Annotated in this window: 29 protein-coding genes, 3 tRNA genes, 1 rRNA gene, 1 other RNA gene and 2 other annotated features; of the genes, 3 read left to right on the top strand and 31 right to left on the bottom strand. The window is 46.9% G+C overall.

All coding sequences use genetic code 11. The annotated features are described in order from the left end of the window. Positions 1–94 precede the first annotated feature (94 nt). The 9 genes from spoVG to metG form a co-directional block, all read right to left on the bottom strand. Positions 95–406, bottom strand: coding sequence for a septation regulator SpoVG (spoVG, locus tag A0126_RS15790; protein WP_088835971.1), 312 nt, complete (start codon positions 404–406; stop codon positions 95–97). Positions 407–568: 162 nt separating this feature from the next. After that, the gene (gene purR, locus A0126_RS15785) at positions 569–1,408 is read right to left on the bottom strand and encodes a pur operon repressor (protein ID WP_029332207.1); all 840 of its coding nucleotides are present in this window, start codon (positions 1,406–1,408) and stop codon (positions 569–571) included. A gap of 69 nt (positions 1,409–1,477) precedes the next feature. Then, positions 1,478–2,338 (bottom strand): 4-(cytidine 5'-diphospho)-2-C-methyl-D-erythritol kinase, encoded by an 861-nt coding sequence (ispE, locus tag A0126_RS15780; RefSeq protein ID WP_088835970.1) that lies wholly within the window; start codon positions 2,336–2,338, stop codon positions 1,478–1,480. Between the two features lie 96 nt (positions 2,339–2,434). After that, on the bottom strand, positions 2,435–2,674 hold the full coding sequence (locus tag A0126_RS15775; protein WP_012368950.1) for a Veg family protein: 240 nt from the start codon (positions 2,672–2,674) through the stop codon (positions 2,435–2,437). Between the two features lie 84 nt (positions 2,675–2,758). Then, on the bottom strand, positions 2,759–3,637 hold the full coding sequence (rsmA, locus tag A0126_RS15770; protein ID WP_029332205.1) for a 16S rRNA (adenine(1518)-N(6)/adenine(1519)-N(6))-dimethyltransferase RsmA: 879 nt from the start codon (positions 3,635–3,637) through the stop codon (positions 2,759–2,761). Further along, positions 3,634–4,191: a ribonuclease M5 gene (gene rnmV / locus A0126_RS15765; protein WP_088838386.1), complete on the bottom strand. Its 558-nt coding sequence runs from the start codon at positions 4,189–4,191 to the stop codon at positions 3,634–3,636. Before rnmV ends, rsmA begins: the two co-directional genes overlap by 4 nt. Before the next feature lie 69 nt (positions 4,192–4,260). Further along, the gene (locus tag A0126_RS19780) at positions 4,261–5,541 is read right to left on the bottom strand and encodes a 3D domain-containing protein (RefSeq protein WP_088835969.1); all 1,281 of its coding nucleotides are present in this window, start codon (positions 5,539–5,541) and stop codon (positions 4,261–4,263) included. Beyond that, a complete protein-coding gene (locus tag A0126_RS15755; RefSeq protein WP_088835968.1) occupies positions 5,538–6,305 on the bottom strand; it encodes a TatD family hydrolase in 768 nt (255 codons plus the stop codon). The genes A0126_RS19780 and A0126_RS15755 overlap by 4 nt, the downstream gene beginning before the upstream one ends. Positions 6,306–6,363: 58 nt before the next feature. Further along, complete coding sequence (metG, locus tag A0126_RS15750; RefSeq protein WP_088835967.1) at positions 6,364–8,316, bottom strand: methionine--tRNA ligase; 1,953 nt, start codon at positions 8,314–8,316, stop codon at positions 6,364–6,366. 341 nt (positions 8,317–8,657) lie between these two features. Here metG and A0126_RS15745 point away from each other — a divergent pair, with 341 nt between their 5' ends. Beyond that, positions 8,658–8,954 (top strand): transition state genes transcriptional regulator AbrB, encoded by a 297-nt coding sequence (locus tag A0126_RS15745; RefSeq protein WP_012368944.1) that lies wholly within the window; start codon positions 8,658–8,660, stop codon positions 8,952–8,954. 41 nt (positions 8,955–8,995) lie between these two features. Here A0126_RS15745 and rsmI read toward each other — a convergent pair whose 3' ends face one another. From rsmI to tadA, 16 genes are all read right to left on the bottom strand, one after another. Further along, positions 8,996–9,853 carry a 16S rRNA (cytidine(1402)-2'-O)-methyltransferase gene (gene rsmI / locus A0126_RS15740; protein ID WP_088835966.1) on the bottom strand — a complete coding sequence of 286 codons (858 nt, stop codon included), beginning with the start codon at positions 9,851–9,853 and terminating at the stop codon, positions 8,996–8,998. Then, positions 9,850–10,104 (bottom strand): GIY-YIG nuclease family protein, encoded by a 255-nt coding sequence (locus A0126_RS15735; protein WP_088835965.1) that lies wholly within the window; start codon positions 10,102–10,104, stop codon positions 9,850–9,852. Before A0126_RS15735 ends, rsmI begins: the two co-directional genes overlap by 4 nt. Beyond that, the gene (locus A0126_RS15730; protein WP_088835964.1) at positions 10,097–10,834 is read right to left on the bottom strand and encodes a tRNA1(Val) (adenine(37)-N6)-methyltransferase; all 738 of its coding nucleotides are present in this window, start codon (positions 10,832–10,834) and stop codon (positions 10,097–10,099) included. The genes A0126_RS15735 and A0126_RS15730 overlap by 8 nt, the downstream gene beginning before the upstream one ends. A gap of 49 nt (positions 10,835–10,883) precedes the next feature. Then, positions 10,884–11,246 carry a DNA replication initiation control protein YabA gene (yabA, locus tag A0126_RS15725; protein WP_029332197.1) on the bottom strand — a complete coding sequence of 121 codons (363 nt, stop codon included), beginning with the start codon at positions 11,244–11,246 and terminating at the stop codon, positions 10,884–10,886. Beyond that, positions 11,243–12,073, bottom strand: a complete 831-nt coding sequence (locus A0126_RS15720; protein WP_029332196.1) for a PSP1 domain-containing protein — start codon at positions 12,071–12,073, stop codon at positions 11,243–11,245. Before A0126_RS15720 ends, yabA begins: the two co-directional genes overlap by 4 nt. A 6-nt stretch (positions 12,074–12,079) precedes the next feature. After that, a complete protein-coding gene (locus tag A0126_RS15715) occupies positions 12,080–13,072 on the bottom strand; it encodes a DNA polymerase III subunit delta' (protein WP_088835963.1) in 993 nt (330 codons plus the stop codon). Then, on the bottom strand, positions 13,072–13,401 hold the full coding sequence (locus tag A0126_RS15710) for a cyclic-di-AMP receptor (protein ID WP_029332194.1): 330 nt from the start codon (positions 13,399–13,401) through the stop codon (positions 13,072–13,074). The genes A0126_RS15715 and A0126_RS15710 overlap by 1 nt, the downstream gene beginning before the upstream one ends. Then, on the bottom strand, positions 13,398–14,036 hold the full coding sequence (gene tmk / locus A0126_RS15705; protein ID WP_088835962.1) for a dTMP kinase: 639 nt from the start codon (positions 14,034–14,036) through the stop codon (positions 13,398–13,400). The genes A0126_RS15710 and tmk overlap by 4 nt, the downstream gene beginning before the upstream one ends. Next, positions 14,033–15,454, bottom strand: a complete 1,422-nt coding sequence (locus A0126_RS15700; RefSeq protein WP_088835961.1) for an aminotransferase class I/II-fold pyridoxal phosphate-dependent enzyme — start codon at positions 15,452–15,454, stop codon at positions 14,033–14,035. Before A0126_RS15700 ends, tmk begins: the two co-directional genes overlap by 4 nt. A 68-nt stretch (positions 15,455–15,522) precedes the next feature. Then, a 5S ribosomal RNA gene (rrf, locus tag A0126_RS15695) occupies positions 15,523–15,638 on the bottom strand. Between the two features lie 56 nt (positions 15,639–15,694). Next, positions 15,695–15,991, bottom strand: a sequence feature (most likely nonfunctional fraction of RNA operon). Positions 15,992–16,386: 395 nt separating this feature from the next. Beyond that, positions 16,387–16,605 (bottom strand): YaaL family protein, encoded by a 219-nt coding sequence (locus tag A0126_RS15690; RefSeq protein WP_029332191.1) that lies wholly within the window; start codon positions 16,603–16,605, stop codon positions 16,387–16,389. After that, a complete protein-coding gene (gene recR / locus A0126_RS15685) occupies positions 16,602–17,201 on the bottom strand; it encodes a recombination mediator RecR (protein WP_029332190.1) in 600 nt (199 codons plus the stop codon). The genes A0126_RS15690 and recR overlap by 4 nt, the downstream gene beginning before the upstream one ends. A gap of 18 nt (positions 17,202–17,219) precedes the next feature. Then, positions 17,220–17,540, bottom strand: a complete 321-nt coding sequence (locus A0126_RS15680; RefSeq protein WP_012368932.1) for a YbaB/EbfC family nucleoid-associated protein — start codon at positions 17,538–17,540, stop codon at positions 17,220–17,222. 22 nt (positions 17,541–17,562) lie between these two features. Next, entirely contained in the window at positions 17,563–19,245 is a 1,683-nt protein-coding gene (dnaX, locus tag A0126_RS15675) for a DNA polymerase III subunit gamma/tau (protein WP_088835960.1), read from the bottom strand. A 97-nt stretch (positions 19,246–19,342) separates the two neighbouring features. Continuing rightward, positions 19,343–19,609, bottom strand: an RNA gene (gene ffs, locus A0126_RS15670) — signal recognition particle sRNA large type. A 47-nt stretch (positions 19,610–19,656) separates the two neighbouring features. Then, entirely contained in the window at positions 19,657–20,163 is a 507-nt protein-coding gene (tadA, locus tag A0126_RS15665) for a tRNA adenosine(34) deaminase TadA (protein ID WP_088835959.1), read from the bottom strand. Between the two features lie 110 nt (positions 20,164–20,273). On the opposite strand from tadA, the gene A0126_RS15660 reads away from it, so the two are divergent. Both A0126_RS15660 and A0126_RS15655 read left to right on the top strand, forming a co-directional pair. Beyond that, positions 20,274–20,903, top strand: a complete 630-nt coding sequence (locus tag A0126_RS15660; protein WP_088835958.1) for a deoxynucleoside kinase — start codon at positions 20,274–20,276, stop codon at positions 20,901–20,903. Further along, complete coding sequence (locus tag A0126_RS15655; protein ID WP_029332186.1) at positions 20,900–21,577, top strand: deoxynucleoside kinase; 678 nt, start codon at positions 20,900–20,902, stop codon at positions 21,575–21,577. The genes A0126_RS15660 and A0126_RS15655 overlap by 4 nt, the downstream gene beginning before the upstream one ends. Before the next feature lie 464 nt (positions 21,578–22,041). On the opposite strand, the gene A0126_RS15650 is transcribed toward A0126_RS15655, so the two are convergent. The 6 genes from A0126_RS15650 to A0126_RS15625 all read right to left on the bottom strand — a co-directional run bounded on the left by A0126_RS15650 (position 22,042) and on the right by A0126_RS15625 (position 25,893). After that, positions 22,042–22,506 (bottom strand): DinB family protein, encoded by a 465-nt coding sequence (locus tag A0126_RS15650; RefSeq protein WP_157898458.1) that lies wholly within the window; start codon positions 22,504–22,506, stop codon positions 22,042–22,044. Positions 22,507–22,611: 105 nt separating this feature from the next. Beyond that, positions 22,612–22,701 (bottom strand) — tRNA-Ser (locus A0126_RS15645). A gap of 34 nt (positions 22,702–22,735) precedes the next feature. Beyond that, positions 22,736–22,826 (bottom strand) — tRNA-Ser (locus tag A0126_RS15640). Positions 22,827–22,861: 35 nt separating this feature from the next. Then, positions 22,862–22,952, bottom strand: a tRNA-Ser gene (locus tag A0126_RS15635). Between the two features lie 137 nt (positions 22,953–23,089). Continuing rightward, positions 23,090–24,367 (bottom strand): serine--tRNA ligase, encoded by a 1,278-nt coding sequence (gene serS / locus A0126_RS15630; RefSeq protein ID WP_088835956.1) that lies wholly within the window; start codon positions 24,365–24,367, stop codon positions 23,090–23,092. A 61-nt stretch (positions 24,368–24,428) separates the two neighbouring features. Then, positions 24,429–24,636: a binding site (T-box leader), on the bottom strand. Positions 24,637–24,648: 12 nt separating this feature from the next. After that, positions 24,649–25,893: a D-alanyl-D-alanine carboxypeptidase family protein gene (locus A0126_RS15625; protein WP_088835955.1), complete on the bottom strand. Its 1,245-nt coding sequence runs from the start codon at positions 25,891–25,893 to the stop codon at positions 24,649–24,651. Between the last annotated feature and the right edge of the window lie 74 nt (positions 25,894–25,967).

The following is a 25,967-nucleotide window of genomic DNA, read 5'->3' as shown; positions in this document are numbered from 1 at the left end:
AACCCGTTGTTGTTTTGTAAGAAGATTGCAGCAAACCTTTTTAACAGCAAAAAAAAGACCGGTCCGCCGCAATACGGGAAACCGGTCTCCTCTATTAAGGGCGATCTGTCAATTCGACTGATGTCAGCTCTAAATCGAGCGCCTCTTCATTTTCTTCACGCAACACATATGCTTCTAGTACTGAATCTTCGACCTTTTTTCGCATTAATGCATTGATTGGATGAGCGACATCACGAAAGATGCCTTCTTGCGTCCGTTTGCTCGGCATTGCGACGAAGAGACCACTGTTCCCTTCAATCACACGTAAATCGTGTACTACGAATTCGTGATCGAGCGTAATCGAGGCGAGTGCTTTCATGCGCCCCTCTGCCACGACGCGACGAATTTTAACGTCCGTAACGTTCATTTTGTCCGCACCCCTTTTAGTAACCGATGTCACAACTCTTCGTTGTCTACTTCTACTTACGGTTCAAAACAAATAAAGGTTTAGCTTTTTCCAATCTTTTTAGGCATAATTTCCAAAAGTTTGATAATTACAGTATAGTTTCAAAGAAATCACGTGTCAAATTCAGGTATTCCCATCGCTTGTGAAATACTGGTCGACGTTCCCACGCTTCACTTGAATCTGTCCGAGATCGACATCGACGTCGGCAAGTTTCATTAAGCTGACGTATTCACTGACCATCTTTTTCTCGGCACCTTCTGCTTCAATCAAGACCCCGACACCGGCTACTTTCGCTTCGAACTCGCTCAGTAAACTCATCATCCCACGAATTGTTCCCCCAGCTTTCATGAAGTCATCAATCAACAAGACGTTCGCTCCGCGCGGAAGACTTCGTCGCGCCAGTGCCATCGTCCGAATCGCTTTTGATGAGCCTGATACGTAGTTGATGCTGACGGTCGACCCTTCCGTAACACGACTGTCCGAACGAACGATCACGAACGGTACACCGAGTTGTTCAGCGACGGCGTAAGCAAGCGGGATTCCTTTTGTCGCAATCGTCATGACGACATCCACTTTTTTCTGACTGAAGACAGATGCAAAAACTTGTCCCATCTGCTTGACCATCCGTGGATTGCCAAGTAAATCTGTCAGATACAAATACCCACCCGGCAACAGACGATCTGGCCGTGCGACGCGTTCACATAAATCATCGATGAACGGTAATGCTTTTTCGCTACTCCATGTCGGAATGAACATGACACCGCCCGCAGCCCCCGGGACTGTGACGAGTCGTCCTGTTCCTTCATGCTCTAACATTTCACTCACGATATCTAAATCTTCACTGATTGACGATTTTGCAGATTTATAGCGTTCTGCGAAAATTGTCAATGAGATCAGATGATGCGGATGGTCGAGTAGATAACGTGTCATATCGACTAACCGACCACTTCTCCGAATTTTCATCTAAATTGTTCCACCTCTCCGTAATTCCGAATATTCACTAGTGAATATATCATTTTCATACGGATATTATCAATGGTTTTCGCCTAAAAGACGAACGACGTAGACTTCGTTACAAAAACCTCTTAAGCCATTATAGAGACGTTGGGCCCGGTTTTCGTGTTCCGTCAACGCGAAGACCGTCGGACCACTCCCGCTCATCAAGACACCTTCCGCCCCGCAACTCGTCATGAAATCCTTGATTTGCTCGACTTCCGGGTGCATCGGTAACGTGACCGACTCAAGAACATTTCCGAGTGATTGACAAATCGCCGTAAAATCCTGCTCTTTAACAGCTGTAATCATCGCTTCGACATCCGGTCGTTTGGCCGTCGTCAAATCGAGTGCGCCATAAACGTCTGCCGTCGACACACCAATCGTTGGTTTCGCAAGCACGACCCAGCACGGAGGCGGAGCAATCAATTTTTCAAGCTTTTCACCACGTCCTGTCGCGATCGCCGTCCCACCCATGACACAAAACGGGACATCCGAACCGACTTCCGCGCCGATTTCTGCGAGTTGTTCGAGCGTCAATCCGAGCTGCCATAAATCATTCAAACCGCGTAATGTCGCGGCAGCGTCACTCGATCCACCCGCGAGACCGGCTGCGACCGGAATTTGTTTCTCAAGGTAAATCTCTACTCCAGCCTGGATGTTAAATTTTTTCTTCAAGACGGCTGCCGCCTTGTAAGCCAAGTTCCGCTCATCGTTCGGAACATAGGCGTGCTGTGCATTCATTCGAATCTCGCCTGACGAAAGTTCCGTCAACTCTAAGCGGTCTGCCAAGTCCACTGTCGTCATCACCATATGTACATCATGGTAACCATCTGTCCGCTTCGCCGTCGCATCCAACACTAAATTGATTTTCGCTGGTGCCTTTACAATAATCGTCATCGTGCCGTTCCTCCTCTAGTACGTATCCTGTACGAATTGTATCAACCTTTCCACAAAAAAAGAAGCGAACATTTCTGTCCGCTTCGGAAGGTAAGTTTACGAATTCGCAAATTCGATTTGTACGGAGTCGGTTAACACGTCAGCGTAGCTATAAGAAACTCGCTCGACATTGTGGCGCTCTGCGTCTAGCTTGACTACAAACACCGAAGGATACGTCTCAACGAGCGTTCCGATTCGGGTTACGACCTTTTTACGACCGCCGCTTGCTTTTAGCGTCAGTCTTTCACCAACATGTGTTTCGAAAACATGTCTGATTTCGTTCAACGTCTTTGGCATACGCTTCACCTCACTAATATTTATTATAGCATATTAATTAAATATTAGAAAGGGCAAATATTATATCTTTTCTTCCCGCTACCGTCAACGTTTTTTAATCGGCAAAAGTGCGTCCGCGAGCTGTGCGAATTCCTGCAAGCTGAGCGTTTCACCACGACGTCTTGGGTCGATACCTGCTTCATGCAACGCGGCTTCGACAGCTTCTTTTTCTGCTTTTCCGAAGTGGCTCGACAAATTATTTAAAATCGTTTTCCGGCGCTGGGCAAAACTCGCACGCGCAACTTCGAAGAATAATTTTTCATCTTTCGTTTGGACGGCCGGTTCTTTTCGGATGTTCAAGCGGATGACAGCCGAATCGACGTTCGGAGCGGGAATGAAGACTTGCTTCGGCACCGTGAAACAGACTTCCGCTTCCGCATAGTATTGAATCGCAATCGATAATGAACCATACGCTTTTGTACCTGGTTTCGCACCGATCCGTTCCGCGACTTCCTTTTGAATCATCATGATGAGTGTCCGGAATGGTGCTTTCGCCTCTAATATCCGCATGATGATAGGTGTTGTGACATAGTACGGTAAGTTTGCGACGACCGCAAGATCCGTAATTCCTTCTTGTGTGAACTCCTCGTTGACAATCGTTTCGAGATCCAGTTCAAGTGCATCTCCATGGATGATTTTGACGTTCGGATAAGGTGAGAGCGAATCATCTAAAATCGGTAACAGCCGTTGGTCGATTTCAAGGGCGACGACTTTTTTCGCCTGTTTCGCGGACTGTTCCGTCAACGACCCGATTCCCGGTCCGATCTCAAGAACACCGCTCTCCTTTGTTAACGAAGCAGCGCCGACAATGTTCGCGAGTACGTTCAAATCGATTAAAAAGTTTTGTCCTAAGGACTTCTTAAATGAAAATCCGTGTCGCGCGAGGATTTCCTTCGTCCGGTGTAGTGTTGCGATGTCTTTCAATCTTGTTCCTCCTCTAACTGTCTCAGTGCAGCTTCCCATTCCTCTTTTGTGATCCGAATCGAAGCGACGCGTTTGACGAGTTGTTTCGCATTCGGTTCACCGATTGCGAGCAACTGTCCGAGCCGACGTCTGCGTGACGATGCTGATGGACCACCGATTAAGTCTGCTGCAAGTATCATATCCCGTGTCACTTCTGCGACATGGACTTCTTCTGTTTCATAAACGGCTGCGAGTGCACGTTCGATTGCCTGCGGCGAAGCATGCTCGACACCGATTTTACCGCGTTTATCTTTTGCGTCCGCACGTGGCAGATAGGCTTGTTTGCATCCCGGAACACGTTCATTGATACGTGCGCGAATCCGGTCACCCGGAAAGTCTGGATCCGTGAAGACGATGACGCCTCGGCGTTCGAGTGCTTTTTCAATTCGTTGTAACGTTTGCTCATTGACGGCAGAGCCGTTCGTTTCAATTGTATCGACATTGAATACTTCCTGTAGTCGTGTCGTATCGTCACGTCCTTCGACGACGATGACTTCTTTTAAGCGTTTTTGCATCAATTCTTCTCCACCTTCTTCAAACACTTCCGTAATTGTACCTGTTTCCACGAAAAAAACAAGGAAGCGTCAACTGCCCGCTTCCGTGCCCGACTCATTCGGAATGACCCAAAGCTTGACGGTCTTCCGCCCGAACGTCTTCGCCGTCTGTTCGTCACTGACGAGGACATCAATTTTATTGCCTTTAATGGCACCGCCCGTATCGAGCGCGACCGCCAGTCCGACCCCCTCGACATACACTTTCGTCCCGAGCGGAATTACTTTCGGGTCGACGGCGACGATCGGTAACCCTTGATAGGTGATTGTATCCGTGACATCGTACCCCGTCGCTGTCAATGCGCGCCCATCATACAATTGACTCCCGTTCGATGCCGGGTCATTCGTATAGGCCGTCGCCTCGACCATCAGCGTCTTCGCATTCTTGAAGTCTAAGTCTGCCGTGACTTCCGGTGCGACCGTCAATGGCGTCGTTGCCTCCTCTTCATTGAAGACAGGTGCCGGTGTTTCTACTCGTTCAATCGGTTTTGTTCCGACTTTAATGATTTGTTTCACCGGTTCACTCGTTACTTCATCGGTCAGTAACTTCTTCTCTTTACTGAGCCCGTCAGCGAGCGTCAATTCGTACTTTTGGGTCCGGATTCCAGGACGCCCCGTCGTCGTTACAAGTTGTTGTCCTTTCGGTAATGTCGGATCTTCTACTTGCTCGACATCGAACGGAAGCAACTGTTCTTCCGTTAAGGTCGCCCGTCGCGTCGTATTGACGGTGACGAGCGTATCTTCCGAGACAACGGTATCAAGGCTCGGCGCAACACGGTCTGTTGCTTGTAACGTCACTCCTTGTTTCGCAAGGAGCTCACGGACGGTCGTTTGGTACGTATAGACTTGACTGGCTCGTCCTCCGATGACGATGTCAACCGGAAATGCTTCACGGAATCGGACTGTCATCCCGGTCGTCAAGACGGCATGAATCGAAGGGTATACATCATCGGTATCGGCTTGGACGATGCCACGTTCCTTCAATAAATCCGATACAAGACGAGCATGTGTCCGAACCGTCTGTGCTTGCCCGTATCCGACAATCATCGTAATTTCTTTTGCACGTTGGATGACAATCAAACCATTCTTTGGTAAATCCGCACTGCGCGAAGGTTCGATGTTATCCTCCGCTCGCACTTCGATTCCATTTTCACGTAAGACACCATAGACTGATGTTTCTATCGTCTTGACGTGTTGTTCTTGTCCGTCAATCATGATAGTGACGTCACGCGGATGATCCATCGCCAAGTAGATTAGAATCGCAATTAACAATAAGGCACACCCTGTCGCGATATAAGAGAACGAACGCATCATGGTAAACGGAAGACCCGCTTCGCGTTTTCTGTTGTCGCTTGTTCGATATCGGCATACATCATGCCACGCAGTTGCGCGATTTCTTCCGCCACGAACCGGACGTACGCCGGTTCATTCCGTTTGCCGCGGTATGGTGTCGGTGTCAGGTAAGGACAATCTGTCTCGACGAGTAACCGATCAAGCGGAACTTCTTGAGCGACACGTTTCGGCATCTTCGCATTTTTAAACGTTACCGGTCCACCGAGCGAAATATAAAAGTTCATTGCTAGGCAACGGGGTAAGAGCTCGGCACTCATGCTGTAGCTATGGAGAATCCCACCGACTTCTTTCGCGTCTTCTTCTTCGAGAATACGTAACGTATCTTCCGTTGCTTCCCGGTTGTGAATGACGATTGGCTTATTCTTTTTCTTCGCGAGTTGAATCTGTTTACGAAACGCAGCTTCCTGAACATCTTTTGGTGACGTATCCCAGTGATAATCAAGACCGATCTCACCGAGGGCGACGACTTTCTCATGGTCCATGAGGCGCTCGACTTTCGCGTACGCTGCATCATCGAAATCGATTGAATCGACGGGATGCCAACCGATGACGGCATACAGATCATCATACTGTTCAACAAGTTCCATCGCCCGGTCGATTGTCTTATGATCGAATCCGACGACGATCATTGGTGAGACTCCGTTCGCGCGTGCGCGTTCAATCGTTTCTTCGACGTCTCCGTCGAACTGATCGGAATTTAAATGTGTGTGTGTATCGATTAACAATATCCTCGACTCCTTTTTCAAAAAAATGCCTGTGACGTGAAGTCCACAGGCATCCGAATTATTTTACACTGGCACCGTTCGCCATCGTTGACGGGACGGTCGCTAGTTCAAGTTTACCTGATTTTTCAGCCGCAAGCACCATACCTTGCGATAATTCACCACGGAGAGTGACCGGCTTCAAGTTCGCGACGACGATGACCTTCCGACCGACCAGGTCTTCCGGCTCGTACCATTCAGCGATGCCTGAAACGATCTGGCGTGTTTCTTTCCCCATGTCGACCGTTAACTTTAACAGTTTTTTTGCTTTTTTGATTTTTTCTGCTGTGACGACTTCGCCGACACGCAGCTCAATTTGATCAAAAACATCAATTGTCGTTTCCGGACGAACATCCTCATCTGCTTCTTCGACTTCTTCTTCCTCAACTCGGGCAGCAGACGCCTGTTGCATCATTTCGACGATTGCTTCGACTTCCTCTTTCATGTCGCGGCGCGGGAAAATCGGTTCAGCAATCCCGACTTTTGTTCCTTCTTCAATCGACGCGAACTGTTCGAGTGCTCCCCAGTTCATCGGCTGACCAGCAAGACCAAGCTGACGGAACATCTCGGTCGGCGATTGTGTCATGAACGGTTGCAACATGATCGCGACGTGACGCAGCGTTCCGACGAGGTGGACCATGACCGAGCCGAGTTCATCCGTCTTCGTTTCGTCTTTCGCGAGTACCCACGGTTGTGTCTCGTCGATATATTTATTCGCGCGACTGATTAATTGCCAGACGTGCGCTAAGGCAACCGAGAATTCCATATGCTCCATCGAAGCCTCGACCTTCTCGACTGTTTCTTTCGCAAGCGTCGACAATGTCGCATCGAACGGCGTGACATTTCCCGCATAGGTCGGGATGACCCCATCAAAGTATTTCGTGACCATCGCAATCGTCCGGTTGAGTAAGTTCCCGAGATCATTCGCGAGATCGAAGTTCATCCGCTCAACGAATGCTTCCGGTGTGAACATCCCATCTGAGCCGAAAGGAACTTCGCGTAAGAGATAATAACGAAGAGCATCAAGACCATAACGGTCAATCATCGGAATCGGGTCAACAACATTGCCTTTTGATTTCGACATCTTCCCATCTTTCATCAACAACCAGCCGTGCGCGAAAACTTGTTTCGGCAATGGGAGATCGAGTGCCATCAAGAGTGCCGGCCAAACGATCGTATGAAAACGAACGATTTCTTTTCCGACGAGATGAACGTCTGCTGGCCAGTACTTGTCGAAGTTCCCTTGATCATCCGTTCCGTAACCGAGTGACGAGATGTAGTTCGTCAAGGCATCAACCCAAACGTAGACGACGTGTTTCGGATTCGACGGGACTTTGACGCCCCAGTCAAATGTCGTCCGTGAGACGGCGAGATCTTGGAGACCTGGTCTAATGAAGTTGTTGATCATTTCATTCTTCCGTGATTCCGGTAAGATGAATGATGGGTTCGCTTCAAAGTATTCGACTAAACGATCGGCATACTTACTAATTCGGAAGAAATAACATTCCTCACGGACGAGTTCGACGGGATGGCCGCTATCTGGGCTTTTTCCATCCACTAACTGCGATTCCGTGTAATACGTCTCGTCCGGAATCGAGTACCAGCCTTCATATTCACCAAGATAGATGTCACCTTTTTCAAGTAATGTCTCAAAAACGTGTTCGACGACTTTCTTATGGCGTGGTTCTGTCGTTCGAATGTAATCGTCATACGAGATGTCGAGACGATCCCACAGAACTTTAATCTGCTCGACGACACCGTCGACGAATGCTTGTTCAGAAATACCTGCTTCAGCTGCTTTTTCCTGAATTTTTTGTCCGTGTTCATCCGTTCCTGTTAAGTAACGCACATCGAATCCTTGAAGACGTTTATAACGGGCCATCGCGTCTCCTGCGACCGTCGTGTACGCATGACCGATATGTAGCTTCGCGCTAGGATAATAAATCGGTGTCGTGATATAAAATGTTTTTGACATGTTATTCCTCCGTTCTATTGTTCATTCCATTATTATACGCTGTTCTATCGCCGCTGTCGAAACTCGTTTTTTGTCGAATCAAAACATTTTTTGACATCAGACATCAAATTACAAAAAAACACACTCAATAGTTTGAATTCCTTTAAAAAGGGAAAATCTATTAATAAATCGTTTCAATTATGGCTTTTTTGAGAAATAAATGACATTTTGATTTCAAGCTATTCGGATTGGTTGACTACTTTTGGAAAGTTTAGTATTCTACATTCTATAGAAGTGATGTCGAATTTTGACGATTTTTAAAAAAATATAGAGACTTAGACATCCAGAGGAGGAACAACAAAATGAAATCAACAGGTATTGTACGTAAAGTAGACGAGCTCGGCCGGGTAGTCATTCCAATTGAACTTCGCCGCACACTCCAAATCGCAGAGAAAGATGCACTCGAAATCTACGTCGATAACGAGCAAATCATTCTTAAAAAATACAAACCAAACATGACTTGCCAAGTTACTGGTGAAGTATCAGAAGATAACTTCAAATTGGCAGACGGAAAATTAATTCTCTCTCCAGACGGCGCACAACGTGTCCTCGTTGAGTTAAAAGATTTCCTCGATCGTCATTACGCAGGAAACGAATAAAACCAAGAAGGAAGCGCGCCGATTCGGTACGCTTCCTTTTTTCATTTCGATTCGTGATAAGACAGGTATAAGGCTTGTCGGTCAAGTCCCCGTTCCTTCGCAACACGTTTTAACGCTGCATTCGGTTTTTCACCGTCTGCGATATACCGTTCGATTTGATCGAGTGGATTTGCCTCTTGCTGGATTTCACTCGGACGTTCTTCCGTCGTTCCTTCGACGATGACGACAAATTCGCCCCGGACCTCTTCTGACGCCCAGTCTAACGCTTCCGTCACCGATCCACGAATGTATTCTTCATAACGTTTCGTCAATTCACGGGCGAGCGTGAGTTGGCGATCACCGAGTATTTCGAGGACACCTCCAAGCATTTCCTTTAGCCGATGGGGTGCTTCATAAAATATCAATGTTCCTTGCTCATAACGTAACGTCTCGAGTGCTTCACGCCGCTCTTTTTTCTTGCGTGGTAAAAAGCCGTAATACAAAAAATGTTCCGTCGGTAGACCTGACGCGACGAGGGCCGTCAATGCCGCATTCGCACCCGGTAAGACGACGACCGGAATGTCTGCTGCAATCGCGAGTCGGATTAAGTCGCTCCCCGGATCGGAAATCCCGGGCATTCCAGCGTCGGAGACGAGGGCGACCTGTTTCCCCGACAATAAGTCTTCGAGCAGCCGTTCACCGCTAACTTGCTTATTGTGTTCGTGATAACTGACGAGTTTCGTGTCGATTTCAAAGTGATTGCACAATTTCATCGTCTGGCGTGTGTCTTCTGCCGCGATGATATCGGCCTCTTGTAAGATGCGGACGGCTCGATACGTCATATCCTCTAAGTTCCCGATTGGCGTCGGTACGATATATAAGCCGTTCGTTTGATCCTTAAAACTGCTGGTCGCCTTCATGACGTCCCTCCTTGAATAAGCTGTTCTTTTTTCGCACGCGTCAATTGTTTGATCGCATACTCGCGTTTCAGCGCTTCCGATTTCGTTTCAAACGTCTCTGTGTACGCAAGGACGACCGGTAGCCGCGCCCGTGTGTACTTGGCACCCTGCCCCGTGTTGTGCGTCGCAACACGCTTCTCGACATCGACGGCATATCCCGTATACAGACTCCCATCGCGGCAACGCACGATATACACCGCATGCTTAGACATTCAGATGTTCCCGCATTTGTAAGGTATACGTGTCATCTTGCTCGTAGACGATGAACGGGGGTAACACCTTCAAGCCCGGTTTTGCATCCTTGATGCCTTCAATCAACAGCATATTCGCTTCTTTCCCTGCCTTCGGATAAATCAATTGCATCCGCTTCGGCTCAATCCGGTACTGACGCATCAGCGTCACGATGTCGAGTAGACGTTCCGGACGATGGACGAATGCCGTTTTCCCGCCTTGTTTAAGTAAGTCGGCGGCTGAACGAATGCAATCTTCAAGTGTACATAACACTTCATGCCGGGCAATCGTATAGTGTTCACTCTCATTTCGGTTCGATGATTCATGTGCTAAAAAATACGGCGGATTGCAGGTCACGACATCATAGGCACCGTATCCGAGTTGTTTCCCGGCCGTTTTGACATCCCCCTCAATCATTTGGAGCTGTCCCGCTTTTTCGTTCAACTCGATACTACGGCGTGCCATCTCGACGAGGCGCGGTTGAATTTCGAGTCCCGTGATCGTTCCGTTCGTCCGGTACGATAAAAAGAGCGGAATCGCACCGTTTCCGGCACACAAATCGATCAACTTACCTTGGCGGATCGGGACCCAGACGAATTGCGCGAGTAACGCGGCATCCAGTGAATACGAAAAGACGGTCGGACTTTGAATGATGCGACCGTCTCTTCCGAGGAGATGATCGAGTCGCTCATCTGGTAATAATTCAAGCATAGGTGTCTTCCTTTCTGAAAAAAAGACTGACTCCTAGGAAGTCAGCCTCTCAATGTTTCGTTAACATGGACAAGCAGAACAGGCAATCCCCGTCTTTACGGACTTGACCGTAGTGCAAGTTACAAATGTGGAATCCTTCTTGATAGAGGCGACCGAGGTTATCGTATCCGGCACCTACTAACGCTTCGGCTTCCGCTTCTTCTGTAATCGGTTGTTGTTCGTCTCGCTCCACCTTCTCACGCAGGTGATGATTTTCGAGGTAGAGGTGTTGATTTTCCTCCATCATGTAAGCAAGCTGATCTTTTAATACGCTCAGATGCTCAGTCAGCAAATGAATCTGTTGCTCGATCGCATCGACACGCGTAATGATTTCTTTTTTATCGACTCTCTCCACGCGTATGCACCCCGTCATTCTTTTGGTCGTTTTTGTTTTACGGCACCGACGGATAACAATTCTTCCATCGAATAAGTCAGAACGCGGGAACGGTCTTTCAGTTCAATTTGAACTACTTGATCGAGGATGTTCAATCCGACGACACGACCTTCGCCTTCTGGTACAGTCAGACGTTTTCCGTAATCCGGTAGATCACGTCGCATTTCTTCATACGTATCGTTCTCGTATTTCAAACAGCACATTAAACGGCCACAGACCCCGGAAATTTTCGTTGGGTTCAGTGATAAGTTTTGATCTTTCGCCATCTTGATTGAGACCGGCTCAAATTCACCTAAGAACGATGAACAACAAAGGACACGGCCGCACGGACCGATTCCACCGAGCAATTTCGCTTCATCACGAACTCCGATTTGGCGCAACTCAATCCGTGTCCGGAAGACTGCTGCTAAATCTTTAACGAGTTCCCGGAAGTCGACGCGACCTTCCGCTGTGAAGTAAAAGATGACTTTATTACGATCAAACGTATATTCGACGTCCACGAGTTTCATATCGAGCTTATGTTCGCGAATCTTTTCGACACACACTGCATGTGCATCAAGTGCTGCTACTTTATTTTCACGGACGATCATTGCATCTTTATCATCAGCAATCCGAAGAATTGATTTTAATGGTAAGACCACATCTTCCTCGTCCATTTGTTTATCGGCGATTACCACTTCGCCATATTCAATGCCCCGTACTGTCTCCACGATGACGGCTTGTCCTCGTGATAATGACTCTTGTCCAGGTGCAAAATAATAAATTTTGCCCGCTTCTTTAAAGCGAACGCCTACTACTTCTAGCATATCGCTCTACCCTTTCTGTAAGTCAAACATGAGACGCTCAACTGTTAATTGAGGATTAACATTCGCTTCGACCCGTTTGACGGCTGCAAGTACTGCCTGCAACCAGCGGGTGATCGTCGCCTGACTCTTTCCACCCATCTGCTCAAGTAATGGTCGGCTATTCGTATACGTAATGATCTCCCATGATGGATTCAACTTCAGATGCAAGGCATCTTCGAAGAAACATGTCACGAGTTCTAGACCAATCCGGACGTCTTGCCGATTCTTAAATTGATTAATCCACTTCTCTTGAACGAACAAAGGCAAATCTGCCGGACGATTCGCTAATTCCTCCATCAATTGTAACACTGACGCTCGCGCATTTACAAACCAGTCTTCGATTAAGGCTTGCTCCGCATCATCAATTTTTGAATAGACGCGAGCTGCAAGTTGGGTTAACTCCGCATCTCGGGACGTTTTATCCGATAAAACTTGTCCAATCATCACACGATCGGCCGGTCGAAAACTTAACAGTTGTCCACGAGAACGAATCGTCGGTAATAACAGTTGCGGTTGATTCGTTAGTAGAATCGCTACTTTTCCTTCGCCCGGTTCTTCGAAGAACTTCAATAAACTATTCGCTGCTTGCGGAGTCATCCGGTGCGCTTGCGTCACGACATAGATTTGCCGATCCCCTTCTAACCCCCGAAGTGACAAGTCATGCATCAATTGCTGGATTTGTTCTTTTTTGATGGTTGCCCCATCTGGCTCAATCTGGTAGTAATCGACAAGGTTTCCGCTATCCATCCGTCGACAGCTTCGGCATTCATTACACGGCTCTACTTGATCTTTCCGCTCACAAAATAAACTCTTGGCGAACAATTGAGCCGCTTCCAAAAGAAGCGGCTCATAGTCTCCCGTAAAGATATAAGCATGATTGATTCGATTTGCTCGTAAAGAATTTTGAAGAATCGTCGAGATGACAGATTGTGTTTGTTCGAGCTCATGAAATGTCCGCATCAGAACTGATGAAACCCTTCAATCGGCAAGACAAAGACTGTCGCGCCTCCGACTTGAACTTCAACCGGATAGGGAATATACGAGTCGGCGTGTCCTCCCATTGGTGAGATCGGCGAGACCATTTGATCGCGGCTCGAACAATTTTTCTTGATCAAACGCATCAAATCGTCAACACGTTCACTTTGAACCCCAATCATGAATGTCGTGTTACCTTCTTTTAAAAAGCCGCCCGTCGTCGCAAGTTTGGTTGCCCGAAAATCATTTTCAACAAGCGCTTCTGCTAAACGTAAGCTATCTTTATCTTGAACAATCGTAATGACCATTTTCATGATAATCTCTCCCTTTTCTTCAAATAGGCTAACACATCTTCTAACAATAGCGACTGGACCGCTTCAATCGATTGATTGGCGTCAATTAATCGAATGCGTTCCGGTTCTGACGCGGCTAATGATAAAAAGCCATGATAGACACGCTCTCTGAATGCATCATCACGTTGCTCGATCCGGTCAAGCGCCCCTCGTTCAATCATTCGTCTTTTCGAGTCCATGACCGTCAAGTCAAACAAGTACGTTCGATCAGGGGTTAATCCTCCTGTTGCTTGCTGATTGACGTTACGGATCTGTTCAATTGAATACCCGAGTCCATATCCTTGATACGCAATCGAGGCATCAACGAAACGATCACATAAAACGACAGTCCCAGCTGTAAGTGACGGACGAATCAATTCATTGACGTGCTGCGCCCGTGACGCCGCATACAATAAAATTTCTGTCATTTCATCCATCTCCGTGAAATCTGGATTCAGAATCAACGAACGGATTTCATTCCCAACGCGTGTGCCGCCTGGCTCTCGTGTCATGATGACCTGATAACCCTCTTTTTTTAATGCTTCTGCCATCAATTGAAGCTGTGTCGTTTTTCCTGCGCCATCTGGTCCTTCGACTGTAATAAACGTTCCCTTCATTCAACAAACCCTTCCTCTATGACACGCAACGTACCTTCTTGCAAAGACTCTCCACCCTGAAGATGGACGGATGCGGCTATATGATGCTCAATACATACTATCTGTTCTTTTGTCACACGCTCTCCTCGCAACAAGACTGGAATACCTGGCGGATATGGAATAATCGTTTCAAGTGCAATCTGACCAATCGTTTCACGAAGCGGAAGATTCCGATATTCCCTCTCCTCTAACTGATCCAGTGGGCAAGCGAGTGATGATACTTTTATTTTACCCATAATTGATTGCTCGATATACCTTTTTGAGGGAATTCCTTTCATTTTCAACTTTTCAATCGCATCTTTTACCTGTGTTAACCACTGAGTTCGGACAGTTTCCGATAATTTGTGAAGAGGTAAAATGCAGACGACAAATGAAGCTAAAGCAAACTCTGCATCTATTTTTTCATTGGCTAATGCATCCAGTAACTGTTCTCCGGAATAGTCCTCATAGGAAAGAATCACGCGTGACCAATCATCAAAAGTAAAAGCATGCATTCCATCTAGTCCGTCGAGTTCGTCTTTGAACAGTTGATGACTGTTCCGGACCTCTTCCATTTCATCAATCGTCCACTGCTGTCGATAGTATCGAGCATAATCGAGTGAAGCCATGATGAGATACGAAGGGCTTGATGTTTGAAACGACTGGAGTGCATGGTGGAGCTTACGACGTTGTACATCCGTTAATCGCTCATGAATCCAAGCCCCCATCGTTAATGCCGGTAACGTCTTATGAGCAGATTGGACGACAGCTGTAGCACCCTGTTCAAAGGCTGAACGGATTCCAACTGCTTCTCCAAAATGTGCACCATGTGCCTCATCAACTAATAATGGTATTTTATAACGTGCTGTCACTGCTACGATTTCTTCGATAGCTGCTGTTTCTCCATAGTAACTCGGTGAAGTTAAAAATACCGCGACTCCACCCGGATAAGATGTTAACGCTTCCTTTAATGTTTCACGTGAAACATTGCCGGCGATTTGTGTTTCTTCATCATACTCAGGGCTCATGAAGATTGGAGACAATCCTAACCATTCGAGTGCATTAAAAATCGACTTATGTGAATTTCTCTGAACGTAGACGCGATCTCCTCGTTTAGTCACAGCCGCAAGCATTGCCCAGTTACCACTTGTTGAACCATTGATTAAAAAATGACTATCTTCCGAATCATAGACTTCACGCAACAATACTTTTGCTTCTAGAATCGCTTCTGTCGGATGGTGAAAATCATCTAAGCCAGCTAGTTCTGTTTTATCCCATTCCAAAAAACTAGGTAGACCTAATACGATTGATCCATTTTTATGACCAGGAACGTGCCAAGATGTTGCCTTACGTTCGACATGTCGCTTAAGTGCCTCAATGATTGGAAGCTGACTTTTCATGAAATACACCTCTTGTTTTTAAAATACAAAAGACCGACCTGCAAGATGCAGATCGGTCCTTTTCAATTGCCTGGCAACGTCCTATCCTCACAGGGGGAAGCCCCCAACTACTTTCGGCGTTCAAGTGCTTAACTTCCGTGTTCGGCATGGGAACGGGTGTGACCACTTGGCTATCGTCACCAGACGACGGGCTCGCGCCCTCAAAACTGAAGTCATCAACAAAATCATCTGCTAGAACAAGGCCTCGACCGATTAGTATCACTCAGCTCCGCATGTCACCATGCTTCCACCCGTGACCTATCTACCTCATCGTCTCTGAGGGGTCTTTCTTGATTACTCAAAGGGAAATGCGCCTTTCATCATCGGACCATGCGGTCCGAAGAACTATCCGGTATTAGCTCCGATTTCTCGGAGTTATCCCAATCCTTGAGGCAGGTTCCTTACGTGTTACTCACCCGTCCGCCGCTCATTCCACTTGCTTCCCTCCGAAGAGTTCCGCGAGCTTCCTGCGCTCGACTTGCATGTATTAGGCACGCCGCCAGCGTTCGTCCTGAGCCAGGATCAAACTCTCCATAAAGTGTTTGACTTGCTCGTTTGTGTGACTAAAAGTCACGTTGACGAAGCTTGCGCTTCATTCATTGTTTGTATCCGAAGATACGTTTTTTGCCTCATCGTTCAGTTTTCAAAGTTCGTCCGCGCCTGTTTTGGCGACTCAATTAGAATACCAAGTCTGGAACGATAAGTCAACAACTTTTTAAAAGAAGTTTTTTTCGTTCGTTTCAAGCGTGCGTCCTCTTTAGGACATGAATTAATATACCACGATAGTTAGGGGATGACAACTGTTTTATTAAAATAGTTTCATTTTTTTCGATTCTTCTTTTTAAGAACAGATTAAAGGCTGCAAACCACTCGGGCTCACAGCCTTCACTCGTTCACTTCATCATGATTGAAACGCGTCTTCGTTTTGCTTCGCTTATATAGAAGAAATACAACGACTCGGCTAATTTCATTTGTGCTTCAAGATCACCATAATCATCATAACTAATCTCAAGTAGATGACGTTTCATCAAGTAGTCTTCTTTTGCTTTAGACAATTCTGTAAGGAGACGCTCATCGTATTCGTTTCGGATTTTTTTTCGAAACCAACTCATAGTTCGCGTCTTCCCTCCATCGCACGGGATAATGTAACTTCGTCCGCATACTCTAAATCTCCCCCAACAGGAAGACCATGTGCAATTCGTGTCACACGAATTCCCGTCGGTTTCAGTAAACGTGACAAGTACATCGCCGTTGCCTCTCCCTCAATGTTCGGATTCGTTGCTAAGATGATTTCCGTAATGGCTTCGTCTTCTTGAAGACGTGTCAAAAGACTCGATACGTTAATGTCTTCAGGTCCAATCCCTTCCATTGGACTAATCGCCCCGTGGAGTACATGGTACAACCCTTGATAATCTCGCATCTTCTCCATCGCAATCACATCTCGCGAATCCTGAACAACACAGACAACCGTCCGATTACGATGTTTATCCGAACAAACATAACACGGATCTTTGTCCGTTATGTTTCCACACACGCTACAATAAGAAATATCGCGCTTCGCGCTGACGAGTGCCTTCCCGAACATCAACACATCATCTTCTTCCATGTCTAAGACATGAAAAGCAAGACGAACAGCCGTTTTCGGTCCGATCCCCGGTAGCTTCGTAAAACTTTCAATCAAACGACTGATTGCTTCAGGATATTGCAATTGATTTCCCCCTACAGTTTAAAACATTCCCGGCATGTTCATACCTTGCGTAAATTTACCCATTTTACTTGAAACAAGTTCATCGACTTTTTTCAATGCATCATTCGTTGCAGCGAGGACGAGATCTTGAATCATTTCGACATCGTCAGGATCCACTACTTCTTCTTTGATGATGACGTCGATGATATTTTTATGACCATCAGCTACGACAGATACCATTTCACCGCCAGCTGTACCTGTCACTGTCAAATCCTTAAGTTCTTCCTGAGCTTTCGCCATATCCTTTTGCATCTTTTGCATTTGTTTCATCATATTGTTCATGTTTCCCATACCACGCATATTTGTTCCTCCTCAAGTAAGATTAGTCTTCAAATTCTACGATATCACCAAAACGACCAAGCGTCTCGGATAATAAGCGATCGCTTTCCGATTCTTCAGCGACCTCTTTCTCTTCTATATTACTACTATTTCGCTTTGCAACAAACTCTGCCTTTAATTCATTCCAGTCTTGATCAAGAATTGCGAGAATCTCCCGTTTGACGCCACATACTTCAAACAGGGCTTCTTCGATAACGAAACGCGTTCGTTCATTCGTCATGACTTGTTCGAAATGCCAGCCCTTCCCGTTATCAAACTCAATCAATAACGTATCTCCCGAACACAAGACGGGTTTACTTTCATGGACAAGCGAATAGATCGGACCATCTTGCTTTAAGATGAGTTTTAGAATAGCATCCCAGCGCTCTTGGATTTCAAGCAATTGTGCTTTTTCTGCTCGCATCAGCATTTGTCGAATCCGCTCTTTCGCGATCCGCACGGTCGGACGACCTTGCTTCCGTTTAGCTGGTTGCGCCGCGACTGTTTCTGCTGCCGGTACACCGTTCGCTTTCAACTGATGCATCTGTTCCTTCATTTCTCTTACTTCCTGTTGCAATGACTGGACGATTTGTCCCGTCGTACGCCCCTGTTCCGTAATTTGGATGAAGGCAATCTCGACTAAGACACGTGGATGATTCGTCAATCGCATCTGTTGTTGGCAATCATGCAGTTGTTCGATGACATGGAAACATGTTTCCGCTTCAATCATTTCGACGAACTGTTTGAATTCCTCTGTCGGACGGGCGCGTTCTAACAAATCGACTGCCGTCGGTGAGGCTTTTAGCAGGAGCGTATCCCGATAAAAGAAGACCAGGTCCTCGACGAATCGCTTCAGGTCTTTTCCTGCCCGTTGCATCTGCTCAAGTGTCTGCAATAATTGATCGACTTGCTGATTATGAAGTGCGTTTGCAATCGCGAGCAACGCCTCGTCTTCTACGGCACCCGTTACTTCGAGTACGGCAGCATCCGTCAAATCCCCATTCGAGAAAGCGACTGCTTGGTCGAGTAAACTTAAGGCATCCCGCATTCCTCCGTCTGCTGCGCGTGCAATCAACCGTAACGCCGTCTCCGAGTAGGCAATTTCTTGATCGGATAAGATGAACTGCATCCGTTCGACTAGTTGGTCGACTTCATGGCGTTTGACATCAAAACGTTGGCAACGCGAAATGATGGTCGCCGGGATTTTATGGGGCTCTGTTGTCGCTAAGATGAAAATCGCATGTGCCGGTGGTTCTTCAAGCGTTTTTAATAATGCATTGAACGCTCCCGTCGATAGCATATGCACTTCATCGATGATATAAACTTTATAGGCTGCTTCTGAAGGCGGGTACTTCACCTTATCGCGGATTTCACGAATTTCGTCGACTCCGTTGTTTGAAGCCGCATCGATTTCGAACACATCCGGACTCGATCCTTCCGTAATCGCGAGACATGTCGGGCATTCATTACACGGTTCTTTTACAGGTGCGTGTTCACAGTTGATTGCTTTTGCGATGATTTTCGCAAGACTTGTCTTCCCCGTTCCGCGCGGGCCTGAAAATAGGTAGGCATGTGACATCCGTTCTTCCATCAATGCGTTTTGAATCGTCCGAGTGATATGTGCTTGCCCGACGACTTCATCAAAACGCTGCGGACGATACACGCGGTATAGTGCTTGATAGGCCAAATTTGCGCCTCCTCTTTTTTAAGATCCTTGTTCTATTCTACCTAAAAAAGTCTACAACCGAAACCGGCTGTAGACTTGTTTTATAAAAATTAAACTGCCGCGCACCATATTCTGAAATATGTTCAACATGCGTTACTCACGCAGCCTGCTCAGTTCAAGCACTCCTGCGGCACACAGAGAGCACCACTTAAGGCTGCTTCCTTCCGGACCTGACCTAGTTCATGGGTATCTGTTGCGCAGGACTCAAACGTCAACGCTACTTACGTAAGGCAGACCATACCAATCATATCCCTCGATATGGAATTCAGTCTCGCTATAGCGGATTGCGAGTGACAGGGAACCGCTACATCCCCACCTAGCACGGCAAATGATTTATCGTTTTTTAGTGGCACCCGTTCGAGTGCTTTTTCATTATACTGTTTCGTCTAAATTGTTGCAACCCATTGCACGTTTCTTTGCTTTCTTTTTCGCACGAAGTTCGCGAAAGAACGCCGTTAACAACTCACCACATTCTTTTTCTAATATACCACTCGTCAGACGTGAAACATGGTTAAAGCGCTCATCTTGGATGAGGTTCATCAAAGTTCCGCAACAACCACCTTTTGGATCAACGGCTCCGAAGATGACATGTTCAATCCGCGATAACATGATGGCTCCGGCACACATCGGACACGGTTCAAGCGTCACATACAGTTCGCACCCTTCCAGTCGCCAGTTTCCGAGCTTTTCACACGCTTGCTCGATGGCGAGTAATTCGGCGTGTGCCGTCGCCTGATGATTCGTTTCCCGGTGGTTATACCCGGTCGCAATGACTTGATCGTCTTTGACGATGACACACCCAATCGGCACTTCGCCGATGGCTTCCGCCTTTTTCGCCTCACCAATCGCGAGCTCCATATAATATTCGTGTCGCTCCACTTCTACTCACTCCCTATCTTTACAAAAATTCTCCCTCTGAAACTTCGGCAGGGGTCCCTGCTTTGTGCTAAAATATAAATTGCACTTTGCTGAACGGAGGGTAATTGAATATGTTCATAACGGTTGAAGGACCGATTGGTGTAGGCAAAACTTCACTTGCGAACGCCATCAGTCATCATTTCTCATTTTCTATGTTACGCGAAATTGTCGAAGAAAATCCCTTTCTTGGAAAGTTCTATGAGGACATCGAAGAATGGAGTTTCCAAACAGAGATGTTCTTTTTATGCAATCGCTTTAAACAGCTCGATGATATCGAACGTCACTACCTAAGTAAACAACGCTCTGTCGTCGCTGATTATCATATCTTTAAAAACCTGATTTTTGCTCACCGCTCGCTCAAAGTAGAGCACATCGATAAATATGAACAAATTTATTCGATCTTAACGACGGATATGCCAAAACCGGATGCCGTCATCTACTTGAATGCGAGTATCGATACACTGATGAAACGCGTCGCCTTACGCGGACGTGAAGTTGAAGAACACATGTCACGCGATTATCTCGAGCAACTCGCAGCAGACTACGAAACGTTCGTCACGGAGTATCAAATCAAACACCCGGAAGTCAAAGTCATCCGTTTTAACGGAGATGAACTCGACTTCGTCAAACGCCCAGAAGACTTGGATTATGTCTTAACTAAAATCCGCAATGAATTATATGAAGGAGCGAACCACGCATGAACTCGAAGTTACGTGAAAAATACAATATTCCGGCAGATGCCGTCATTACGATCGGTGGAATGGTCGGAATCGGAAAATCGACGATCACGAATGGTCTAGCAGACGCACTCGGCTTCCGGACATCTCTTGAAAAAGTCGATACGAACCCTTATCTCGATAAATTCTACCACGATTTCGAGCGCTGGAGCTTCCACTTACAAATCTATTTCTTAGCGGAACGGTTTAAAGAACAAAAGAAAATTTTCCAATACGGTGGTGGTTTCATCCAAGACCGTTCCATCTACGAAGATACAGGCATTTTCGCGAAGATGCACTTCGAAAAAGGAACGATGTCACCAACGGATTACGAAACGTACTCCAGTTTGTTCGATGCGATGGTCATGACGCCATTTTTCCCGCATCCGGACTTGTTGATTTATCTGGAAGGATCGTTTGAACAGGTGCTCGACCGGATTCGTCTCCGCGGACGCGAGATGGAACAGCAAACACCAATCGAGTACTGGGAAGAGATGTACGAACGGTATACGAACTGGATCAATAACTTCACGATTTGTCCGGTCCTTCGTTTATCCATCGATGAATATGATCTTCTCAATGAACCGGAGTCGATTGAACGTATCCTCTCGAAAATCGATAAACAACTTGAAGTCGCCCGGATTGCAAAAACACGTTGATTCCTCAAAAGCCCCTCGACAGTCGTCGAAGGGCTTTTGCGTGTAGACAAACTCTTATGAAGCGTGAACATGCGATAACGAAAGACAATCCGGTCGCGCTTCCCTGTCTCGCCTCGTCTTCAAAGCGGCAATCTTCCGCGCCGCTACAGCAAAGCTGCAGGGTCGCGACCGATTGCTTTTCGCGGTTCTAAGCGATTCGAGACGGATTGCGCCCTAAACCGTCTGCATGACTGGCTTTTCGTCATAGTGTTACCTAAAAAGCGTCACGTTTCGTTGACTCCTGCGGGGAAAAGTGCGTGTTTAACGCACGTTCAGAGGCAGGAAAGACCCTGCCTCTTGTCCGTTAGGACGAAGGAGCAACGGCTTGCGCCTCGCCCGAGGAAAGCAACGAAAAAAGACGCTTGATCTCCCGATGGCACTTTGTCTACAGCCTGAGCCCCTCGACAGTCGTCGAAGGGCTTTTTTTAGCGTGCTGTTACTTGTTTGATTTGGTCGATGTGATGTAAGTCGTGCTGTTTCATCGCGCCAAGCAAGTCGACGATCATCATCGTTTTCCCGTTCGAAGTGAACGTATCCATCAAACGTTCTTCCGGAATCAAATCAACGGCCCGGCTTAATAGGTCACGGCTGACTAAGAATTCATCAATCGTTAAGATTCGTTGCTGCTCGCGACTCATCTTCGCCGCTTCTTCGTTGACTTCCTGACTGTTCGGCTTCACACGGAATGGTTCGTCCGCCAACATGAATGGAAGACGTTCTGCCACCATGAAGCGGTCCCACGGTGACAAGTGACCTACGATTTCAGCAATCGTCCATTTGCCTTCCGCATATGAGCTACGCCACGCGTCTTCCGGGATGTGTTCGAGTTCACGGACGAAGTTCATCGTTTCTTTATAGTGAGTGAGTAAGGTTTCTTTTGTATTGGTCATATCAAGTGCTCCTTCTTCCTTTTTACATGTAGGAAAACATAGCATGCGAACGGATCTTGGTGCAATAAAAAAGCACCTCACACGATGTGAGATGCTCGATATAAGCGGAGTCGGTGGGATTCGAACCCACGCGGGCCTTACGACCCCTAACGGATTTCGAGTCCGTCCCCTTCAGCCGGGCTTGGGTACGACTCCATGTTAAATTTATTTTTGGGTAAAAAAAAAGAAGTGGAGGAGGCGGTGGGATTCGAACCCACGCACGGCTTTCGCCGCCTGACGGTTTTCAAGACCGTTCTCTTAAACCACTTGAGTACGCCTCCAAGTTATATGTAGTTTTCAGGTAAAAAAAAAGAAATGGAGGAGGCGGTGGGATTCGAACCCACGCACGGCTTTCGCCGCCTGACGGTTTTCAAGACCGTTCTCTTAAACCACTTGAGTACGCCTCCGTACTTATAATCGAGCAAATTGTAACGTGCTTGCCTTCCTGACATAAATTATAATAGCATCTTGGTTTTACTCTGTAAAGACCTTTTCTAAAAAAACTTTTTAAAAGTATAAAGGGGGAAGGCTCCCCCTTTTCTACTTATGCTTGAATCACTTTGAGTCCACCCATGTATGGACGAAGTACTTCTGGAATAATAACTGAACCATCTGCTTGTTGATAGTTCTCTAAGATGGCTGCGACCGTCCGGCCAACAGCAAGCGCAGAACCGTTTAATGTATGCACGAATTCCGGTTTTGCATTCGCTTCCCGGCGGAAACGAATTTGTGCCCGGCGCGCCTGGAAATCTTCAAAGTTTGAACAAGAAGAAATCTCGCGGTAAACGCCTTGGCTCGGCATCCAGACTTCGATATCGTATTTCTTCGCTGCTGTGAATCCAAGATCCGCTGTACACATGCTGAGGACTTGATACGGTAATTTCAATCGTTTAAGCACTTCTTCGGCTTGACCAGTCAACAGTTCAAGTTGTTCATAAGACTCTTCCGGCTTAACGAAACGAACGAGCTCCACTTTGTTGAATTGGTGTTGACGAATCAGGCCTCGTGTATCACGGCCGGCAGATCCGGCTTCTGAGCGGAAACACTGGCTGTATGCTGCATAACCGATCGGTAATTGGCTTGCTGCCAAGATTTCATCCCGGTGCATGTTCGTCACCGGCACTTCCGCTGTCGGCACGAGGAAGTAGTTCGTCTCTTCGACTTTGAACGCATCTTCTTCAAATTTCGGAAGTTGACCTGTTCCTGTCATTGATTCGCGGTTGACCATGAGTGGCGGTAAAATTTCCGTATAGCCGTTTTCATCTTGATGCATGTCCATCATGAAGTTGATTAACGCACGTTCGAGACGTGCACCTGCCCCACGATAGAAAACGAAGCGACTTCCTGTGACTTTCCCTGCCCGTTCCACGTCGACGATTTTTAATTGCTCCATCAAATCCCAATGCGGGACGGCGTCGAAGTCAAAGGCCGGTTTATCACCCACTTCACGGATGACGACATTATCATCCTCTGAAGAACCGATCGGGACGCTGTCATGCGGAATGTTCGGGATACCAAGCAACAGTTGATTCAACGTCGCTTCGACTTCGCGCAACTCGTCGTCGATTCCTTTAATCTCATCTCCGACAGTTCGCATCGCGGCAATTGCCTCGTCGGCATTTTCTTTATTGCGTTTGAGTTCTGCAATTTTTTTCGTCGCGTCATTTCGTTCCGCTTTTAAGACCTCGGTCCGGGCAATCAGTTCACGACGTTTTTCATCTAACGCGATGAACCGATTCATGTCCGTTAAATCTTCTCCGCGGTGTGCAAGTTTTTCTTGGATTGCGTCAAAATCCTGACGCAGACGTTTAATATCAATCATGTGTATTCCTCCTTTTTTTCAATAAAAAAAGGCAATCCATCCCTCTCCGGTATAAAAACCGAAGAGGGACGAATCACCTGGATCCGCGTTGCCACCCTCATTGCTAGTCGTACTAGCCAACTCAAAGACGCGATAACGGGCGTACCCGCACCTTGTTCGCAAGGTGTGCGATCCGGCTCGATTCAAGGCATCCTTCTGACTAGTTCACACCAACCACTAGCTCTCTTAACAGAATAAATTCCTTTACTTGGTCCGTTCATTGCATCGTTATGAGATTAGCTCTACTTTACACTATCCTGTTTGAGATTGACAAGTCCCGGTTTACGAATCGCATCATCAATTTTATCAGACCAGGCCGCAATCGCCCGGAACAAACGGGTCTTGAAGCTCGCCAAAGCGATTCGCTCCGCACTATAGAGAAGTGATCTCGGCACATCAAACCCCGGCAAGTACATGCCTTCATCCTTCACTTGAACCGTTCCGACACTTGCGCCATTCTTGATTGGAGCATGGGTCAGATTAAACGTAAATACGGGTGGACGGGTTGCTGCGTTCTTCGGCACCGTCACGTAAAGCGATGCATCCGTGATGACGTCATAGTCTGTTTCTTCCGCACCACGAATCGGGAAGACGTCTTTAATCCGCTCGCCTTTTCCGTAATAAGTCAACGGCTCAAACGATGAGAAGCCATAATCGAGTAACTTTTTTGTTTCTGCAAACCGCGCTTGATCGGATGTCGTCCGCATGACGACTGTAATGATCGTCATGTTATCTTTCGTCGCGACACCGGCAAAACAATATCCGGCAAGATCAGTCGTCCCTGTCTTCATCCCACGCATCCCGGGATACGCGTACTTTTGATCTTTCAACATCTTATCGGAGTTTTGGAGTGTGATGCCATCCAGTTTCATCGAAGAACGACTCGTGACATCTAAGACATCGGGATAATCTTTAATAAAACGAATGACGAGTAGTGCAATGTCGGTCGCTGTCATCAAGTTCGTCCCCGGTAAGGCTGCATCGACTGCATCGAGTCCCGATGCATTTGAGTATTCTGTATTGTCCATCCCAAATGTATTCGCCGTCTCATTCATCAGCTTGACGAATTTTTGTTCTATTCCGGCAACGACTTCAGCAAGTAATACAGCCGCATCATTAGCTGACTTGATGAACGCTGCATCATAGAGCTCACGAACGGTATATGTACGATTGCTTAACGGCACCCGTGCCAATCCTGGTGTGCCTGCTAATTTGAGTACTTTTTGGCTTGGTTGAACTTTTTTGTTCCAGCTTAGTTTCTTTTGTTCGATTTGACGTCGGACTAAGTAAAGTGTCATCAATTTCGTCATCGAAGCCGGAGGTAAAGCCAAATCGGCTTGTTCTTCTAACAATACTTTACCGGTCACAGCATCGACCATGATGTAGGATTCTGCCTTGATCGTCGGTACCTCGGCATAACTCGTCACTGGGAGTAGACTCGTCGTCAGTAAAAGGACGCTCAAGAAGAGTATGAAAAGTCGTTTCATCGTTCCTCTCCTTCAATTCATTTATACCCTCAGTGTAGCATAAAAAAAGTATCCGACAGCTTGAACTGAAGGAT

It is taken from the genome of Exiguobacterium sp. N4-1P, assembly GCF_002214325.1.
This window is presented reverse-complemented; position numbering and strand designations above follow the sequence as displayed.